Genomic DNA, 18,850 nt, shown 5'->3' on the forward strand with positions numbered 1-18,850 from the left:
CCGTCATGTCAGGTGACATGCGTGTGTCATGCCTGGGGCACTGCCGGAACCTGGGCCTTGGCTTCCCAGCCGAGGGCGCTTGCGCCAAGCACGGCGGCGTCGGCGTCTTTGAGCTCTGAAAGAAGAATCTGCACCTTGCCTTTGAATGCCGGATACATGTTTTTCTCCATTGACTCGCGCAGCGGACGCAGCAGGAGCTCGCCGGATTTTGCCAGACCTCCGAAGAGGATTATGGCCTGCGGCGATGAGAATACGGTGAATTCGGCAAAAGCCTCGCCGAGAATGTTGCCGGTATATTCGAAGATCTCGTTGGCAAGCTTGTCGCCGGCCACGGCTGCGTCATAGACATCTTTTGAAGTGATGGCTTCGATAGGAATTGTGCGCAGGGCCGAGGGCTCGGTGCGGATTTCAAGGAACTCGCGGGCGGTGCGGGCTACGCCTGAAGCCGAGCAGTAGGCTTCGAGGCAGCCGGTGCGGCCGCAGCCGCAGAGACGGCCGTTGTTGCGCTTCATGATGGTGTGGCCGAGTTCGCCGGCAAAACCGTCATGACCGTAGACGAGCTGACCGTTGATAACTATGCCGCTGCCTACGCCGGTGCCGAGGGTGATCATGATGAAATCCTTCAGACCGCGGGCTGCGCCGTAGGTCATCTCGCCGATTGCAGCGGCGTTGGCATCGTTGGTGATGGCCACGGGTATGCCGAACTTGTCGCTGACCATCTGGGCCAGGGGCAGGGGAGTGGGCCAGGGGATATTGACGAGTTTTTCGATCATGCCGGTGTAGTAGTTGGCGTTGGGTGCGCCTATGCCTATGCCGTGGACTTTGTCAACAGCGTCATTGGCCACAAGCAGCCGGGTCACTTCATTGTAAAGCTCGTCAAGATATGCGTTGACATCGGAATGTTTCAGCGTCTTGATGGAGGAACTGGCGATAACTACGCCACGTGCGTCGACGATGCCGAAAACTGTATTGGTACCGCCTATGTCGATACCCACTACGTAAGGTTTGCTCATTGTGATATAATGTGGGGGATTAAAGGATTAAAGATTTATATTTATAAATTGATTGAAGCACAAAGATAAGACAAATGGCGGATGTTTGGAACAAAATTCATGGAAATTTGCTAATTTTGTCATCTGATGGAAAATGAATTCGACATACATGACCGCGGCAGCGCCGACAAGGAGTATGAAAGAGCCTTGCGTCCGTCATATTTCGACGGCTTCAACGGTCAGGAAAAAGTGGTTGAAAACCTCAAGGTGTTCGTGCAGGCCGCGCGGATGCGGGGAGAGGCGCTTGACCATCTTCTGCTCTTCGGCCCTCCTGGTCTTGGAAAAACAACGCTCGCCGGCATCATTGCCAATGAGCTTGGAGTCAACTTCAAGGTGACTTCCGGGCCGGTGCTTGACAAGCCGGGCGATCTGGCGGGAATACTGACCTCGCTTGAGGAGAACGATGTGCTTTTCATCGACGAGATCCACCGGCTGAGCCGTGTGGTGGAGGAGTATCTCTACTCGGCTATGGAAGATTACCGCATCGACATAATGATTGACAAAGGCCCGGGCGCCCGCTCGGTACAGCTTTCGCTCTCTCCCTTCACCCTCGTTGGCGCCACCACCCGGTCGGGTATGCTGACAGCGCCGATGCGCGCGCGTTTCGGCATAAACTGCCATCTGGAATATTACAGTCATGAGGTGCTCGAACGCATCATACTCCGCTCGGCCGCACTCCTCGGAGTCAGATGCAGTGCCGAGGCGGCCCATGAGATAGCCATGCGCAGCCGCGGCACTCCGCGAATAGCCAATGCGCTCCTGCGGCGTGTGCGTGACTTCGCCCAGGTCAAAGGCAGCGGCGAGATAGATCCGGAGATTGCCCGTTTCGCTCTCGAAGCGCTAAATATTGACCGCTACGGACTCGATGAGATGGACCACAAGCTCCTGCTGACCATGATCCACAAGTTTGAAGGCGGTCCGGTGGGCCTTTCGACCATCGCGACGGCTATCGGCGAGGAGCAGGACACCATTGAGGAGGTCTACGAACCTTTCCTGATAATGGAGGGCTTCCTGCGGCGCACTCCGCGCGGACGCGAAGTGACATCGCTGGCCTATGCCCACCTGCATCTCAACCCGCCCTCGGCTATGGGGACGCTGTTCTGATCCCCTCCTGGAATATAAGAGGTTGTTTTTTAGCAGCCTCTAAAAAATTGTTACAGTCTCAAAAAAATCAAATTACCGCTCTGCAATAATGGCAGGAATCAAGTCACTGGCCAAGGATACGGCCATCTACGGACTGAGCAGCATCATCGGACGTTTTCTCAACTGGTGTCTGGTGCCGCTCTACACCCGCATGTTTCCTTCGGCCGAATACGGCCTTGTCACCTTTATATACTCCATAGTGGCGCTGGCGCTGATCATTCTGACCTACGGAATGGAAACCGGATTTTTCCGCTTTGCCAACCATGAGCGCTACAAGGACCCGATGGAGGTCTACTCAACCTCGCTGATCTCGCTTGCCGTCAGCTCGACGGCTTTCATGGCGCTTGTGCTTGCCGTGCTTGGCCCGGTCAGCGAGGCCATGCACTGCGCAGGAAATGAAACTTACGTTGTCATGATGGCTCTGACAGTGGCCATCGACGCATTCTGCTGCCTGCCGTTCTCATATCTGCGTTTCCGCAAACGCCCCATGCGCTTCGCTCTGCTGCGTCTGGTCAACATCGGACTCAACATCGGACTGAATCTGTTTTTCATACTCATCTGCCCCTGGCTCTGGACCCAGGCTCCCGGCTGGATAGCCTGGTTCTATGATCCTGATTTCGGCATCGGCTACATCTTCCTGGCCAACCTTGTCAGCTCGGCTGTGACCATGCTGTTGCTGCTGCCCGAACTCCGTGGCTTCAGCTGGAAGTTCAATCCGCGCCTATGGCGAGAGATGATAGCCTACTCCGCGCCGCTCCTGGTACTTGGCATTGCCGGCATCATGAACAGTACGCTCTATTCAATCCTCTTCCCGGAACTGTATCCCGATAAGGCCGAGGCCATGTCGCAGCTCGGCATCTATGGGGCCAATATCAAGATTGCCATTGTGATGGTGATGTTTATTCAGGCATTCCGTTTTGCCTACGAGCCATTTATCTTCGCCAAGGCTAAGGACAGAGGCGATGACCGCATGCAGAGCTACCGCGATGCGATGAAATACTTCGTCATCTTCGCTATGGTCATCTTTCTCGGAGTGATGTTCTACCTCGATATTCTGCGCCTGTTCATAGCCGAAAGCTATTTCAGCGGCCTCAAGGTGGTGCCTATAGTCATGATAGCGGAATTCTTCTTCGGGATCTTCTTCAACCTCTCGCTGTGGTATAAGCTCACCGACAAGACGGTCTGGGGCATGTGGTTCTCGCTGCTCGGACTGGCTGTCACTGTGGCGCTAAACGTACTGCTCGTGCCTCGCTTCGGCTATATGGGCTGCGCCTGGGCATCATTTGCCTGCTATGGCACCATGATGCTGGTGAGCTATTTGGCCGGACTTGTCAAATTTCCGATCGGCTACCAGGTTTCGCGCATAGTGTTCTATTTCGTCAGTGCGATAGCGCTGTGGTTTTTCGCCGAACTTATAGCCTTCGGCCACCGGCCCTGGCTCAACATGATCATACGCACCCCACTGCTGCTGGGCTATATTCTGATGGCCATGCGCATCGAGCATATCCGTTTGTCAGATATGCTCCCTCGGCGGCGCTGAAGGATGGCCGGCTCTTTCCGGCTTTTCATTCGTCAGATAGCGTGGCTATGCTTCTTCCTCCCTTGCAACAATTTATCTAAAAGATACACCACTCAGATTTTAACTCTTGTTATGAAACACCCTCTAAACAATTTCTTAGAGGTTGAGTGCCATTTCCATGTCATTTCCGGTCAGCCGGAGCGGGAGATGAAATTTTTGTTTGTCCGAATGGTGAGAAAACGCTAACTTTGCAGACGCATAATATTGCATTTTAACCAAAATCCCGATGAGCAAAGAAGACGTAACACACCGTGGAGTGATCGAATCGGTCGGCCGGAACTCGCTGACCATTCGCACCGAAGAAGCGTGTAAATGTGACGGATGTGCCATCACCGCCCTGTGCAACACCAAAGGTGGCGGCCATGAACTCCTGACCATTGACACTCCGCTTGCTTCGGACTTCAATCCTGGTGAACGGGTGGAGGTTACTGCCAGCTCAGGCTCTACACTGAGGGCCACGTGGTGGGCGCTGATTCTCCCGACGCTGATTTTCGGCGGCTCCGTGGTCGGTCTCCGGCTCGGTTTCCCGGAACTTGGAGGCTGGTCGCTCGCCATAGGTTTCGGCTTTCTGCTGCTCTATGATCTCCTGCTCTACCGCCTCCGCAGGCAATTGGCCCAGAAGATCAGCTGGAAAGTGACCAGGCTATAGTACTGATTAAAATATATCTGTTATACAGGCTCTTATAATTTTTTACCATGAATGTTGTTGTAACTTCCATTATTGTACTTGGGGTTATCGGAATTGTGGGCGCTGCCGTGCTTTACATTGTGGCCAAGCGTTTCCATGTTCAGGAAGATCCCCGTATTGACCAAGTTGAAGCCCTTCTGCCCGGCGCTAACTGTGGCGGTTGCGGACGTAGCGGATGTCGAGACTTCGCGGCCGCATGTGTCGGAGCCGATACGCTCGACGGACTTTCCTGCCCGGCTTCAGGCAGCGCGGTCATGAAACAGATCGGTGAGATTGTCGGACTGGCCGCCGCCGAGACCAAACCCAAAATCGCTGTAATCAAATGTAACGGCACCTGCGACCTGCGTCCGCAGATAGCCCGATTCGAGGGTGCGCCCACCTGCGCCGTGCTTGCCTCGCTCGGCACCGGCGAGTCAGCTTGTCCCAACGGCTGTCTCGGCTGTGGCGACTGTGTTACCGCCTGCCCCTACGGCGCTATGAAGATGAACCTCGAAACCGGTCTGCCGGAGGTGATCGAAGATAAGTGTGTGGGCTGCGGCGCCTGCGTCAAGGCCTGCCCGCGCTCCATAATCGAGCTCCGTTTCAAAGGCCCACGCGGCATGAGGGTCTACGTGGCCTGCTCTAACAAAGAAAAAGGCGCGTTGGCAATGAAAGAATGCAAGGTTGCCTGCATCGGCTGCACGAAGTGTGCCAAAGAGTGCACACACGAGGCCATAACCATCGCCAACAATCTTTCATATATCGACTATGAGAAGTGTAAGCTCTGTCGCAAGTGTGTGGACGTCTGCCCGACCCACGCCATCCATGCCGTGAACTTCCCCGTGAAGAAAGCCGCTCCCACAGCAGAGGTAAAACTGAAAACTGAAGAAACTCCCGCCTGAAACCATGAAACTCCATACGTTTAAAATTGGCGGCATCCATCCCGCCGAAAACAAGATAGCGGCCGGCAAGCCGATTGAAAATATGCCCCTTCCCGCCGAAGTAGTCCTTCCGGTAGCCCAGCACATCGGAGCTCCGGCAAAGCCTGTAGTGAAAAAAGGCGATAAAGTAAAGCGCGGCGACATGGTTGCCGAGGCCGGCGGTTTTGTGTCGGCTCCCGTCCACAGCCCCATTTCAGGCACCGTGGTCAAGATCGACGTCTGCCGCACCCCTCAGGGACTGCCCGTGGAGGCCATCTATATCAAGAGCGATGAGGCCGACCGCGAGGCTGACGCAAAGGCGCTCGAACAGCGCGAGACTCCGGCCCGCAGCGAAGCCGAAATTGCCGCGCTTGACGGCAAAGCCATCATAGACATCATCAAGAATGCCGGCATCGTGGGCCTTGGCGGAGCCACCTTCCCCTGCCACGTGAAACTGTCGCCCCCTCCCGGATCGAAGGCAGAGGTGGTGATCATCAACGCTGCCGAGTGTGAGCCCTGTCTCTCTTGCGACGACATGCTCATGCGCGAGAACCCGCGTGAGATTGTCAAGGGCGTGAGCCTTCTGATGAAAGCCGCAGGCGTAAGCCGCGGAGTCATCGCTATCGAAAACAACAAGCCCGAAGCCATCGAGGCCCTGACCCAGGCGGCTTCTACCGTACCGGGAATCGAAGTGATGCCCATGAAAGTCAAATATCCGCAGGGCGGCGAAAAGCAGCTCATCGAAGCTGTCATCGGGAAGGAAGTGCCCTCCGGCGGTCTGCCTATCGCAACCGGAGCCATAGTCCAAAATGTGGCTACAGCCTATGCCGTTTACCGTGCCGTAGTGCTCAGCGAACCGCTTATGGACCGCGTGCTCACTCTTCATGACGGCAACACAGGACGCAACCTGAGGGTGCCGTTCGGAACTATCCTCGCCACTCTGACCGAAGGCCTGGAGGAACCTGAAAAGATCATCATCGGAGGTCCGATGATGGGTCGTACAGCCTCTACGCTCCAGACTCCGATGATCAAGGGCACCTCAGGCATCCTGCTCGACAAGCGCTATGCCCACCGCCGCCCGGTTGAAAACTGCATTCGCTGCGGCCGCTGCTCCGACGCATGTCCGATGGGACTCGAACCCTTCCTGCTTGCCACTCTCTCTCGTCTCAAGGAGTGGGATGAGGTTGAAGCCAACAAGGTGGCCAACTGCATAGAGTGCGGATCATGCAGCTACGCCTGCCCCGCCTCGCGTCCGGTTGTCGACTTCGTCCGTCTGGGCAAACAGAAAGTCATGGCCGCCATGCGCGCCCGCGCAGCAGCCAAGAAGGCCTGACGCAGTGTCAGCGGCCTCGTATTTCACCCGAAACACCGAGGGCTTCTGGCAATAGTCAATGCCCCTCAGGTATAATGAATGAAAAATGTGCCGGATTTTTTGAATCCGGCACATTTTTTTGCTCGGCTTATTCGGCAAATATCCGTATCTTTGCACAAATATATCAACTTAACCATTAAAACAGATTCGTAATGACCCACATTTCTGACAGAGTGCAGGCGCTCGCACCATCGGCCACACTGGCCATGTCGCAAAAAAGCAACGAGCTCAAGGCTCAGGGTGTCGATGTGATCAATCTTTCAGTCGGCGAACCCGATTTCGAAACCCCGGCCCACATCAAGGATGCCGCAAAACGAGCCATTGACGAGAATTATACATTCTATACCCCTGTGCCGGGCTATATGTCGCTGCGCAAGGCTGTGTCTGAAAAGCTCTCGCGCGAAAACGGTGTCAGCTATGCTCCGGAGCAGATCGTGGTGTCAAACGGTGCCAAGCAGGCCCTCTGCAATGTGATCCTCGCCACCATCAATCCGGCCGACGAGGTTATCATCCCCATGCCCGCATGGGTCAGCTATGTGGAGATGGTGAAACTGGCAGGCGGCACAACTGTCGAAGTTCAGGCCGACATCACCCAGGATTTCAAGATCACCCCCGCCCAGCTCGAAGCAGCCATCACTCCGGCCACTCGCATGATACTCCTCTGCTCGCCCTCGAACCCCACCGGCAGCATCTATTCGCGCGAAGAACTACAGGGCTTGGTTGACGTGCTCGCAAAGCATCCGCAGATTCTTGTGCTGGCCGACGAAATCTATGAACACATCAACTTCACAGGATCTTTCACATCACTGGCATCATTCCCCGAAATCGCTGACCGCACCATCATCATCAACGGTGTCTCCAAAGCTTACGCCATGACCGGCTGGCGTATAGGCTACTGCGCAGCTCCCCAGTGGCTTGCCAAGGCTGTCACCAAACTCCAGGGTCAGTACTCGTCAAACGCATCATCTATCGCGCAGAAAGCCGCCGAGGCTGCCTACACCGGTTCGCAGCAGTGTGTGGCTGAGATGAACAAGGCATTCGAACGTCGCCGCAACCTTGTGGTAGAGCTCGCCTCGCAGATCCCCGGACTGAAAGTCAACTGCCCGCATGGCGCCTTCTATCTCTTCCCCGAAGTCAGCGCATATATCGGCAAGACCACTCCCGAAGGCAACACCATCGGCTCATCGGCCGACTTGGCCATGTATCTCCTTGAAAAAGGCCACGTTGCAACAGTCGACGGCGGCGCTTTCGGCATGGAAGGCTACATCCGTCTGAGCTACGCCACTTCCGACGACAATCTGCGCGAAGCCATGCGCCGCATCGCCGCCACACTCGCCACACTGAAATAATCCATATCCGTTAGAGCTTGTTTTTAAACAGCCTCTTAAATCAAACATACACTAAAACAAACCCATTGTACATGGACTTTATAGAAGAACTCTCATGGCGCGGCATGATCCATCAGATGATGCCCGGCACCGACGAGCAGCTTAAGAAAGAAATGACCACAGCCTACCTCGGCATTGACCCGACGGCTGACTCTCTCCACATCGGCCACCTTGTGGGCGTCATGATGCTCAAACACTTCCAGCGCGCAGGCCACAAGCCCATCGCGCTCGTAGGCGGCGCCACAGGCATGATCGGCGACCCCTCCATGAAGAGCCAGGAGCGCAAGCTTCTCGACGAAGAAACCCTCCGCCACAATCAGGAGGCAATCAAGAACCAGCTTGCCAAATTCCTCGACTTCGACTCCGATGCGCCAAACGCAGCCGAGATGGTCAACAACTATGACTGGATGAAGAATTTCAGTTTCCTTGACTTCATCCGCGACGTAGGCAAGCATATCACCGTCAACTACATGATGGCCAAGGATTCAGTGAAGAAGCGCCTGAGCGGCGAATCACAGCAGGGCATGTCGTTCACCGAATTCTCCTATCAGCTTTGTCAGGGCTATGACTTCCTCCACCTCTACAAGGAGAAAAACTGCCGTCTGCAACTCGGCGGTTCCGACCAGTGGGGCAACATAACCACCGGCACAGAACTTATCCGCCGCACAGCCGGAGGCGAGGCCTACGCACTTACTTGCCCGCTGATCACCAAGGCCGACGGAGGAAAATTCGGCAAGACCGAAAGCGGCAATGTGTGGCTCGATCCGCGCTACACCTCACCCTACAAGTTCTACCAGTTCTGGCTCAACGTTTCTGACGCCGATGCTGAAAAATATATCAAGATATTCACTGAACTGACCCGTGAGGAGGTTGCCGCTCTCGTCGAGGAGCAGGCCCAGAATCCCGGCGCACGTCCGCTGCAGAAGCGTCTGGCCAAGGAAATCACCACAATGGTACACTCGGCAGCTGACTATGAAGCCGCCGTCGAAGCCTCGCAGATTCTCTTCAGCAACCATGCCGGCGAGACCCTCCGCAAGATCGATGAAGCCACTCTGCTTGCAGTGATGGAAGGTGTGCCGCAGTTCGAAGTGCCCCGTTCGGCCATCAGCGAAGGAGTGAAACTTGCCGATCTGCTGACCGAGACAGCCGCCGTCTTCCCCTCGAAGGGCGAGATGCGAAAAATGGTCCAGGGCGGAGGAGTCAGCATCAACAAGGAGAAAATCTCTGATCCCTATGCTCCCGTGACTGCCGACATGCTTCTCAACGACAAATACATCCTCGTGCAGCGCGGCAAGAAGAACTACTTCCTGCTCCACGTGGCAGACTGACAATCCGCCCCTATGAAATGACGTTTTTTTAAGAGGAGTGTTGCATAATCACCTCTAAGCGCCATTCAAGATTATTACTGTCTGCTAAATTATAAAAAGATAAGTCCGGCTTCTTGAAAGAAAAAGAAGTTGGGCTTGCTTTTTATATTATTGCTGTCCGATAAAAGTCTATGCAGGAAATAAAAACCGGTATGATGTAGGGGTCATCGCGACTTTGCATCATACCGTTTAAACAATAGCATTCAATTAAAATAGATTACATGAGCTATCTATAGCTAAGCTTTATTGTCCAAATGTTTTTATCTGTTATTCTCGTATAATTATCTGTATGCAAAATTACAATAACATTATGCGTCTGAACATACCTAAATATGGGTAATTTTCTATTATTTAGGTGTCTGTTCTAATTGAAAACAATTAGTGCGGGCCGATTTCAGGATGTTTCCGGCAGCAGATAGTTGGCGCTGCGTCTTCCTTCTTCGCATCAGCCGGACTGGATGTGGCGTTTTATTCTTGCATCTTTGTCTGGCTTCATTACCGCGCGAATGCGTTGCAGCCTCGCTGATGCTCGGAGAAAGCGCCAGCGAGGCCGTATTTTTGACGTTTTTAGAAAGAATTTTTTGAAGAAATCTGCTCCGCGAGAAAAATATTCAGCCTGGATGCTTGCGGATTCGGGGAAAAGTAGTACCTTTGCAGCCGGGTAAGTCCTACACGACCAGCTCCCTGAGAACTCCGCCAGGTCTTGATCGAAGCAACGGTATCAGGTTGTAGCGGTGCGATGTAGTAAGCTTACCCTTTTTTTTGTGCCCTTTTCAGAACTTTACAACCAGTTCGGCACACACTTTATCTCCGTCGCCTACAGGCACCACGGCATCGTGGTGATAGAAATACTTCTCATAGCTGAGGCGCAGATCGCAGCGCACGAATTTATAAATGTAGCTCAGAGTACCCCCGACTGTCACACGGTTGCGCGCGGCATAGTCAGTGAAAAGTTTCCCTTCGTCATTTCTGTTACCGCTGCTGTAGGCAGTCATTCCGTCGAATCGGGCCTGGACCGAGGCGCGGTTGAATATGCCTGCTTTTACAGGAAAACCGTAGTCGGCAAACACATTGTAGCCGTGAGCAGCCTTGTGGGCCTTGTTGGTGTAGTGCTTGTTGAGATACTCGCCCTCAAGAGTGAGACCGCCGTGGGTCCATGTCACGGAGCCCGTGAGCGAATTGATGCGCACAGAGTCCGGGATAAGAGTCTCGGCACCGGCGGCGATCTTTACCTCGCCGATTGTCCAAAGGGCTTTTCCGGCAAAGGCCATCTCTTTCACCCACACATTATGGTCAGCCATCGAAGTGGGGTTGAACGCTCCGGCTTCAAGGCTGAGGAGCGATGATCCGCTTGTGGGAAAGGTATAGCTCAGCTTGGCTCCGACACCGCGCACGTTGTTCATTATGCCGCCGATAAACGAGTGGTTTGAGAAAAAATATGTGCCCGGTCCGCGGAAACAGTCGGTGCCGAAAGGCAGGCGGAACTGTCCGCCCTGCAGGCGCAGGCGCTTGGTAAAGCTGACACGCCCCCAGGCATCGAGGATCTTCATTTTGCCCTGGTCGCAGAAGTCGGTCTGGATATAATAGTCGATAGGCTGGGCTATCTCTCCGGAAATAGACACGCGGGCATTGCGCACCGCAAAGCGGTTTTCGCCCCCCTTGGTGTCCATCTCCCAGCGGGCGCGGACTGTGCCGTGGATTTTGGGGACAAGATTAACCTTGTCTTTGCTGACTTCGTCAGATTGCGGCTGAGTGCCGGACTGCTGGTTTTCAGCGGCAAGACTTTTCTGAGATGATGCCAGAAAGGCAACGATGGCAAGAGGGAGGCAGAGATGTCTGATGTGTAGTTTCATTAGTCAGTGTGAGGATAGAGTCTGAATGATGCGGGTTTATGAAATTTTTCTTTAGAGAAGTCAGCCTGCACGCGGAATGGGGCCGGCCGCTCCTCTCAGATGGCAAGTGCGATATTGTTTTCGGCAGCGATGCGGCGCATGTTTATGATGGCGTAGCGCATGCGTCCGAGAGCGGTGTTGATGCTGACGGATGTGGCTTCGGCTATTTCCTTAAATGACATGTTGCGGTAGAAGCGCATCACGAGCACCTCGCGCTGCGGATCAGGGAGGGCCATGACAATGCGTCGCAGATCTTCGTCGATCTGGGTGCTCACTATGGCATCCTCGATATTCCCTTCACAGAGGTCGCGGCGGTTGAGCACATCGCTGGTTTCGTCATCGGCCGAGACGGCATTCTCGATTTTTTCCTGGCGGAAGAAGTCGATGATCAGATTGTGGGCTATCCGGGTGAGCCATCCCGAAAATTTGCCGTGCTCGGTATAGCGTCCCTGCTTGATGGTCATGATGGCTTTGACGAATGTCTCCTGGAAGATGTCGTCGGCAATATCCTTGTTTTTTACAATGTGAAAAATGTAGGAATAGACTTTCTGCTGATGGCGTTCAAGCAATACGTCAAAAGCGTTGTTGTTGTCATTGGCATAAGCTGCAACCAGATCACGGTCGGCGAGCTTTGACAGATTTTGCATTGGTTTCTCGTTTGATTGGTTAGAGTAGCAATGTTCTATAGGCGGTAAATTTGATTAAAAAACGTTAAAATAAAGGCGGCATACAATAAACCGGAATTCCTATGGCAAATATATCAAAATTTCATTGACCTCGCAATTGTATTGACATACTTTAACCACTGTTATTCTATGTTTCACACAATAATTCCGATGAATTGGTGTTCTTCTATTTAAGAACTGTCTGAAACAAGGCAAAAACGACGTTAGAATCTGCTATTCCCACCACCACAACCTGAATCTTCACAATATCATGGCTTCTTCCGAACACTGCGGCAAAACAATGGTTGTTCTCAACCAATATAAATCCTATGGCCTGCCAAGTGTGGCAGAGTGGTATGCGGCCAACGGGGGAGAGGTCAGATTGCTTTATATATCAGAGGCTTCGAAGTCCGGTTTTCTTTCAAAGAAAGGTCTGCTGCGTGAATGGACTAAGGCCTTTTTCAAATGGGCTGTGCAGCCGCTGACTTTCAGAAACCGCATTGTCTACTGCACTTCGGCCCAGTTGCCGTTCATGCTCATCTGCCGTCTGGCCGGACTGGCTTTGGGCGACTGCCGCGTCTACTTCCATAATTTTTATCTACATGAACTCGGACGCAAACCGCTGGTGAAACGAATTCTCCGGTTTCTCCTTGCCGACAGCCGTTTTACTATTCTGACCCAGTCAGAGGGGGAGATCGAGTACTACAGAGCCCTTTCGTCAAAAGTTAATCTGAAATTCATACCATTCTGTTCCGATTTCACACCCGTGGCCAAAGAGGATCAACGGACAGCCGGTCTTCCTGATTCATATGTGTTTACCGGAGGATATACGAACCGAGACTATCCTCTGATGTTCAGACTTGCCGGGCGTTTTCCTGACAGACAGTTTGTCTTTGTCGCCTCATCGCTTAACGGCATTGAGTGCCCTCCCTCCCTTGACAATGTAACTCTTCTTTACAATCTCCCGAAAGATCAGTTCGAGTCGATCCTTACGGGTGCCGAGGTTGTTATTGTCCCTCTCAGGGAAGATGTCGGGGCTTCCGGTCAGATGCTTGCCATTTCGGCTGCAAGGAATGCAAAGCCGGTGGTCTATACAGATCTCTCGGTCATCAGTTATTTCTTCTCAGACGGTGCCGGCATTCCTTATCGTCTCGGCGATCTTGACTCTCTGTCCGCCGGGCTGCATGCGTTGTTGTCTGATTCCGGACTGAGAGAGCGCTGTGGACGGAAAGCCCTTGAACGCAGCCGCAATTTTACTATGGATGCCCAGCTGCCGCTGCTGCGTGATGTCATGGGGCTTTGATTATTCATTTGATCATTTCAGAAAAAACAAATCCGGCTGCTCTCACGAGTTACCGGATTTTAACCTATGATTCACTTATTATTTTTTGCTTAAGTCGGATGCATCGTCAGCAGCTCTCCCGGAGCACTGTGGTCCCGGCGGGATTACGTGCCACTTCTGATGCGGGTGCAAAGATATGTCATATTTTTGAAATTAGGGGCTTTCAGACTGAAAAAATCAGTGTCTGAAAGCCCCTGTTAACGTTTTTTACTGAAACGGGCAGTTGTCAGCGGTTGTTATTTGCCGCCGGGAGTCTTGATGTTGCCGCCTTTGGCGCTCTCAGCCTTGGGGGCGAGACCGCGGTTGCGGAGCAGAGCATCTACCGAAGGTTCATGGCCGCGGAAACGCACATAAAGTTCCATCGGATCCTCGCTGCCGCCCTTTTCAAGCACATTTTCTTTGAATGCTTTTGCTGTGGCGGGATCAAAGATACCTTTTTCGCTGAAGAGTTCGAAGCCGTCGGTGTCAAGTACTTCGGCCCAGAGGTAGGTGTAGTAGCCGGAGGCATAGCCGTCGCTGCCGAACACGTGTTTGAAGTAGGGCGAGCGGTAGCGGTAGGCTATCTGCCGGGGCATGTTGAGCTTTTCGGCAACCTGCTTTTCAAAATTGTCCACGTCAATCGTCTCGCCTTCGGCCGGATTGAGCATTCCCCATTCGAGGTCAAGCAGCGATGCGCCGGCAAGTTCGGTGGTGGTGAAGCCCTGGTTATGGGTGGAAGCGGCCTGGAGCTTGTTGATGAGGCTTTCGGGGATCACCTCGCCTGTCTTGTAATGGAAGGCGAATTCCTTGAGCAGTTCGGGTTCCAGAGCCCAGTGTTCGGTGATCTGAGAGGGAAGTTCCACGAAGTCTCGGTCAACGTTTGTGCCTGCCTGGCTGCGGAGTTTGGCGCGGGTGAGCATGCCGTGGAGTCCGTGACCGAATTCGTGGAACATGGTTTCCACTTCATCCACAGTAAGGAGGGCGGGTGTGTCGGCAGTGGGGCGGGTGAAGTTGCCCACGTTGTAGATGATCGGACGGCCAACGGTTCCGTCAGGATCTTCAAACGATCCTTTGAACTCGCTCATCCATGCGCCCTGGCGCTTTGAAGGGCGGGGGAAGTAGTCGGTCATGAAGACTGCCACGTGTTCGCCCTTGAGGTCTTTGACTTCATAGACCTTGACTTCGGGATGATATTTCGGGGCTTCGGGAAGTTCGGTGAATGTCACGCCGTAGAGTCTTTCGGCCAGAGTGAAGATGCCTTTGCGCACATTCTCAAGCGAGAAGTAGGCGCTGACTTCGTTTTCGTCAAGCTCGAATTTTTTCTGACGGAGTTTTTCGGCATAATAATAGTAGTCCCAGGGTGCGATCTCGAATTTGGCGCCTTCGTTGCGCACGTATTCCTGCATTTCGGCTACTTCCTCGCGGGCGCGGGCTGTGGCCGGTTCCCATATTTTCATCAGCAGGCTCTTGGCTGCTTCCGGGGTCTTGGCCATGACGTTGTCAGTCATGTATGACGCATAGTTGTCAAATCCGAGCAGGCGGGCCTTGGCGGCGCGGGTCTTGATGATCTCGCCGATGACAGGGCGGTTGTCATAGGGCGCTTCGGAGGCAAGTTTCATGTAGCCTTCATACATTTTGCGGCGCAGTTCGCGGTCATCGGCATATTTGAGCAGGGGCAGACGGCTGGGGGCGTGGAGCGTGAAGATCCATTTGCCGGCCTTGCCGCGGCTGGCAGCTTCGGTGGCGGCGGTGCCCACGATGCCTGCCGGAAGTCCGGCGAGTTTCGACTCGTCATCCACAAGAAGTTCGAAGCTGTTTGTCGATGCAAGCAGATTGCGGTTGAACTGGAGATAGAGGCGGGTCAGATCGTTGTTGATGTTTTTGAGTTTTTCTTTCTCGTCGGCTGAAAGAAGGGCACCGTTGCGGGTAAAGCTCTTGTAGGAGAGTTCGATGGCGCGTTTCTGCGGACCGTCAAGTCCGAGCTGGTCGCGGCGGTCGTAGAGATATTTGACGCGCTGGAAGAGCTTGTCGTTCATCGAGATCTCATCAGCTGCCGCCGCAGCCATCGGATAGGCTTTTTCAGAGATGGCGGTCATCTGCTCGTTGTTGTCAGTCTCGTCGAGAGAGCCGAACACGAGCATCACGCGCTGGAGCAGGGCGCCGCTCTTTTCCATAGCGAGGATGGTGTTGTCAAAGGTCGGGGTAGCCGGGTTGTTGGCTATTGCCTCGATCTCCTTTTTCTGTTCGGCTATGCCCTGCTCGATTGCGGGGAGATAGTCGTCATAGGTGATCTTGTCGAACGGCGGAATTTCAAACGGGGTGTTGTAAGGAGCCAGAAACGGGTTCTGACGGGTCTGTGCAGTCATATCTGCTGAGGTGCTTAGTGCTGCCGGGAGCAATACGGCTCCGAGGGCGGCTGTTAATAATCGGTTCATGTTTCCGGATGGTATTATATATATTGGTTTATCGGTCAGGGTGCGGATTCAGGCTGAAGCCGGAGGTCCTTGTCGAAGAGGAAGGTGGTCAGCAGCGGGTTGTGGTCGCTTGAGGATATGCCTCCGCGCTCTATGTCAATGGCTTTGAACGGTCCGCGGTAAAGCACATGGTCTATGCGGAAGTAGAAGCGGTCACCGTGATATGTGATGGCCGGCCCGAAGGCGGCGTCGGCATAAGCGTCGTTCATTCCGTCGGCGCTGAGGATGCGGCGCACGGCATAGCAGTCAGGGATGTCATTGAAGTCGCCGGCCACTATGAACGGACCGCCTATCGAGTCGATCACGTTTTTGACTGTGTTGGCCTGGGCGGCCCGGTCTCTGAACGCCACCGCGAGTTTGCTCAGAAGCTGCGATTTCACATCGTTGATCTCACTCCTGAGTTCCTGCTTGCTGTCAGGCACGTTACGGAAAGTCTGTTTGTAGAGGGCCTTGTCGGCATCGGTCAGGCCGATGGATTTCAGGTGGACGTTTATCAGGTGAACTGTCTGCCCTTTTATGTCAAGCCGGAAGCATTCCATCACGTTGTGGTCTTTGGGCGGGATGTGGATTCTGACCGGAGTGACGGGATACTTCGAATATACCGAGAGCTGATTATCGCGGTTGATCACCCGGTAGGGGTAGCGGGCATAGAGCGAGTCGAGCTGGCTCTGCTTCATGTGCCAGTAGTCGCCTGTGGTTACCGCTCCTGATTCCATCATGTTCAGTCTGCCGGGGCAGGTCAGTTCCGGTCCGGCCTCCTGAAGGTTGACAATGTCGGCGTCGGTCGAGAGTATGTAGCTCATAGTGGCGTTTGCCTCCAGCTCCGGGTTTTCGCCACGGAAGTCGCAGTAGTGGAGTATGTTGTATGTCAGCAGGGTGAATGACCGCTCCTTTTCCTGCTCCGAAAGGCTGTGGCCTAAGATGTGGAGTGGCGAGAAGCTGAGTATCGGCTGGATGGAGATGAGCCATCCTCCGGCTATGATCAGAGCGAGCCGCCGGTCGAAGAACAGATCGGCTGTCATCACTATCATCCCCAAGAGGAGCATTGCCGGAAAGGTCATGGCTATCATGGCCATGATCACACGTGTGTCAGGGTTGAAAGTCCCTCCGTAGGCTGCCAGGATGGTGAGCATGGCAACAAACAGATTGATCCCCACGGCTATGGCGAGGACTGTCGATCTGACCGGGCGGTGTGGACGGGGAATTTTCATTTGATCTTACGGCTGACATCGAAAAGGCGCTGACGCTCTTCGGGTGTAAGGGCGGCATAGCCTGATTTTTTTATTTTGTCGAGAATAGAGTCGAGCACTTCGCGGTCTGAGCGGCTGCATGTGGGCTCATGCTGTTTAGCTGTCTTCTGGCCGGAGCCTGCGCCGGCCTGGCGGGTGTTCCGCTCAGGTCTCGCGGAGCGGCTGCGGCTCCAGGCTGCTGAGGTGAGACTGTTCCATAGGTTGGCCATTCGGTCAAAGGCCCGGTTGAACGGAGCCGTGATGTCATGGCCGCGTTTCATGCGCAGGGCATAGAGAGCTCCGACGGCCACCCCGCCGATATGGGCTATCTCTCCCCCGGCATTGTTGCCTGTGACTCCTATGAGCACCAGAAATATGGTGATTATGGCAATCCATTTGATCGACACCGAACCGATAAACAGCAGATTCATTCTGAAATCGGGCATGAGTATGGCTGTGGCGGTGACTATGGCTATCACCGAGGCCGATGAGCCGATGAGCATCCCGTAATGCTGGGCAAACATAGGCAATCCGCAGTAGGCCGCTATAAAGAGCACGGCGCCGCCCAGTCCGCCAAGCAGATAAAGCGCAAGGAGTTGCCGCGGTGTGGCTATCATCATGAAGAGTGTGCCGAACCAGTAGAACCACAGCAGATTGAACACAATGTGCATCAGGTCATACTGCGCGAACATATAGGTAAGCAGCGTCCACGGGCGCGTCAGGAGCACTCCCGGCGAACTTGGCAGCTGCACATAGCCCAGCACGGCGTTGATGAAGTCAGGGTTGCCGGAGAATATGCCTCCGATGGCCGTCAGGCGCAACACCACGAAGACCCCGATGTTGACCCAGATGATCTTCATCAGCATCGTAGAGGTCGAAAACGACCGTCTCAGCTGTCGCAGTGTGTCAGAAACCGCCATGAAAAGTGCCTTTCTTTTTCCAGTAAAGTATTATGAAGAAGCCGAAGATCATGCCTCCGAGATGAGCGAAGTGGGCCACTCCGTCGCTCCTTCCCGCGGCCTCGCTGAGACCGATGAGAATCTCGATCACACCCATGCCTATCACCATCCACTTGGCCTTGATGGGCACCGGAATGAAAAACAGATAGAGCGGAGCGTTCGGGAAGAGCATACCGAAGGCAAGCAGGATGCCATAGATGGCTCCCGATGCGCCGATTGTCACAAACATGTTGAGGTTTCTGGCCAGCCACGCTCTGCCTTCGGCCGTGAACTCGGAGTTGGTCACAAACTCGCGGGCTTCGGCGAAGTCCACGTCAGAAGTCTTGGCGATGAGTCTGACAAAGGTGTCTTCCCAGGTCAGCGCCCAGGTCAGCTCCTGGATCAGGGCCGCACCGACACCGCATGAGATGTAATAAAACAGAAAGCGGGCGCTCCCAAGAGTGCGTTCGAGCGTCATGCCGAACATGAACAGGGAGAACATATTGAAGAAAATATGCGCCAGGCTCCCTGTCGAATGCATGAACATGTATGTGAGCAACTGGGCCGGATTGAAATCCGAAGCCTTGAAATAGTGGAGACCGGCATAGGTCTCCAGGTCCGCGCCGAGATGACGCGGAAGTACGAACATTGCCAGCCAGACAATCAGATTTATGATAATCAGATTCTTTGTAACAGGCGGCATCTGTGAGAAAAATGAGTTTCCTGTCTGCATAGCTGCAAATTTACAAAATATTCCCCGAATATTCACATCACTATGCGGGGAGTAGGGAAATATGCGGAGAGATAGGGGGCGGATTATTTGTAAACAATTGTTTTACGCAT

The 18,850-nt window shown here is 53.9% G+C and carries 15 protein-coding genes and 1 other RNA gene; 9 read left to right on the plus strand and 7 right to left on the minus strand.

Translation table 11 applies throughout. From position 1 onward, the window contains the following. Positions 1–26: 26 nt before the first annotated feature. Complete coding sequence (locus FDZ78_RS08330) at positions 27–1,013, minus strand: ROK family protein (RefSeq protein ID WP_107033179.1); 987 nt, start codon at positions 1,011–1,013, stop codon at positions 27–29. Positions 1,014–1,139: 126 nt separating this feature from the next. On the opposite strand from FDZ78_RS08330, the gene ruvB reads away from it, so the two are divergent. From ruvB to ffs, 8 genes are all read left to right on the plus strand, one after another. After that, the gene (gene ruvB / locus FDZ78_RS08335; protein ID WP_107033180.1) at positions 1,140–2,156 is read left to right on the plus strand and encodes a Holliday junction branch migration DNA helicase RuvB; all 1,017 of its coding nucleotides are present in this window, start codon (positions 1,140–1,142) and stop codon (positions 2,154–2,156) included. 88 nt (positions 2,157–2,244) lie between these two features. Beyond that, positions 2,245–3,735, plus strand: a complete 1,491-nt coding sequence (locus tag FDZ78_RS08340) for a lipopolysaccharide biosynthesis protein (RefSeq protein WP_172480111.1) — start codon at positions 2,245–2,247, stop codon at positions 3,733–3,735. A gap of 265 nt (positions 3,736–4,000) precedes the next feature. Further along, the gene (locus FDZ78_RS08345; RefSeq protein ID WP_123398824.1) at positions 4,001–4,423 is read left to right on the plus strand and encodes a SoxR reducing system RseC family protein; all 423 of its coding nucleotides are present in this window, start codon (positions 4,001–4,003) and stop codon (positions 4,421–4,423) included. Positions 4,424–4,470: 47 nt separating this feature from the next. Further along, positions 4,471–5,343: an RnfABCDGE type electron transport complex subunit B gene (locus FDZ78_RS08350; RefSeq protein WP_123398823.1), complete on the plus strand. Its 873-nt coding sequence runs from the start codon at positions 4,471–4,473 to the stop codon at positions 5,341–5,343. 4 nt (positions 5,344–5,347) lie between these two features. After that, the gene (rsxC, locus tag FDZ78_RS08355; RefSeq protein ID WP_123398822.1) at positions 5,348–6,694 is read left to right on the plus strand and encodes an electron transport complex subunit RsxC; all 1,347 of its coding nucleotides are present in this window, start codon (positions 5,348–5,350) and stop codon (positions 6,692–6,694) included. Positions 6,695–6,885: 191 nt separating this feature from the next. Beyond that, a complete protein-coding gene (locus tag FDZ78_RS08360) occupies positions 6,886–8,082 on the plus strand; it encodes a pyridoxal phosphate-dependent aminotransferase (protein WP_137426195.1) in 1,197 nt (398 codons plus the stop codon). A 71-nt stretch (positions 8,083–8,153) separates the two neighbouring features. Further along, entirely contained in the window at positions 8,154–9,449 is a 1,296-nt protein-coding gene (gene tyrS, locus FDZ78_RS08365; protein WP_107033186.1) for a tyrosine--tRNA ligase, read from the plus strand. A gap of 698 nt (positions 9,450–10,147) precedes the next feature. After that, positions 10,148–10,247: signal recognition particle sRNA small type (gene ffs, locus FDZ78_RS08370), an RNA gene on the plus strand. 14 nt (positions 10,248–10,261) lie between these two features. Here ffs and FDZ78_RS08375 read toward each other — a convergent pair. Continuing rightward, positions 10,262–11,341 (minus strand): porin, encoded by a 1,080-nt coding sequence (locus FDZ78_RS08375; RefSeq protein ID WP_123398820.1) that lies wholly within the window; start codon positions 11,339–11,341, stop codon positions 10,262–10,264. A gap of 95 nt (positions 11,342–11,436) precedes the next feature. Beyond that, complete coding sequence (locus FDZ78_RS08380; RefSeq protein ID WP_136408399.1) at positions 11,437–12,027, minus strand: RNA polymerase sigma factor; 591 nt, start codon at positions 12,025–12,027, stop codon at positions 11,437–11,439. Between the two features lie 289 nt (positions 12,028–12,316). Between FDZ78_RS08380 and FDZ78_RS08385 the strand changes: the two genes are divergently transcribed. Next, complete coding sequence (locus tag FDZ78_RS08385; protein WP_123398818.1) at positions 12,317–13,348, plus strand: hypothetical protein; 1,032 nt, start codon at positions 12,317–12,319, stop codon at positions 13,346–13,348. Between the two features lie 275 nt (positions 13,349–13,623). On the opposite strand, the gene FDZ78_RS08390 is transcribed toward FDZ78_RS08385, so the two are convergent. Genes FDZ78_RS08390 through FDZ78_RS08405 form a run of 4 tightly spaced genes read right to left on the minus strand, consistent with a single transcriptional unit; the run spans position 13,624 to position 18,710 of the window. Next, positions 13,624–15,801 (minus strand): M3 family metallopeptidase, encoded by a 2,178-nt coding sequence (locus FDZ78_RS08390; protein WP_240740367.1) that lies wholly within the window; start codon positions 15,799–15,801, stop codon positions 13,624–13,626. Positions 15,802–15,836: 35 nt separating this feature from the next. Next, a complete protein-coding gene (locus FDZ78_RS08395; protein WP_123398816.1) occupies positions 15,837–17,051 on the minus strand; it encodes an endonuclease/exonuclease/phosphatase family protein in 1,215 nt (404 codons plus the stop codon). Further along, a complete protein-coding gene (locus FDZ78_RS08400; protein WP_107032384.1) occupies positions 17,048–17,989 on the minus strand; it encodes a rhomboid family intramembrane serine protease in 942 nt (313 codons plus the stop codon). The genes FDZ78_RS08395 and FDZ78_RS08400 overlap by 4 nt, the downstream gene beginning before the upstream one ends. Further along, positions 17,976–18,710, minus strand: coding sequence for a rhomboid family intramembrane serine protease (locus FDZ78_RS08405; protein WP_107032439.1), 735 nt, complete (start codon positions 18,708–18,710; stop codon positions 17,976–17,978). The genes FDZ78_RS08400 and FDZ78_RS08405 overlap by 14 nt, the downstream gene beginning before the upstream one ends. Positions 18,711–18,850 lie beyond the last annotated feature (140 nt).

Origin of the sequence: Duncaniella sp. B8 (assembly GCF_005304985.1) — a bacterium.
In the GTDB taxonomy this organism is placed as follows: Bacteria; Bacteroidota; Bacteroidia; order Bacteroidales; family Muribaculaceae; genus Duncaniella; species Duncaniella muris.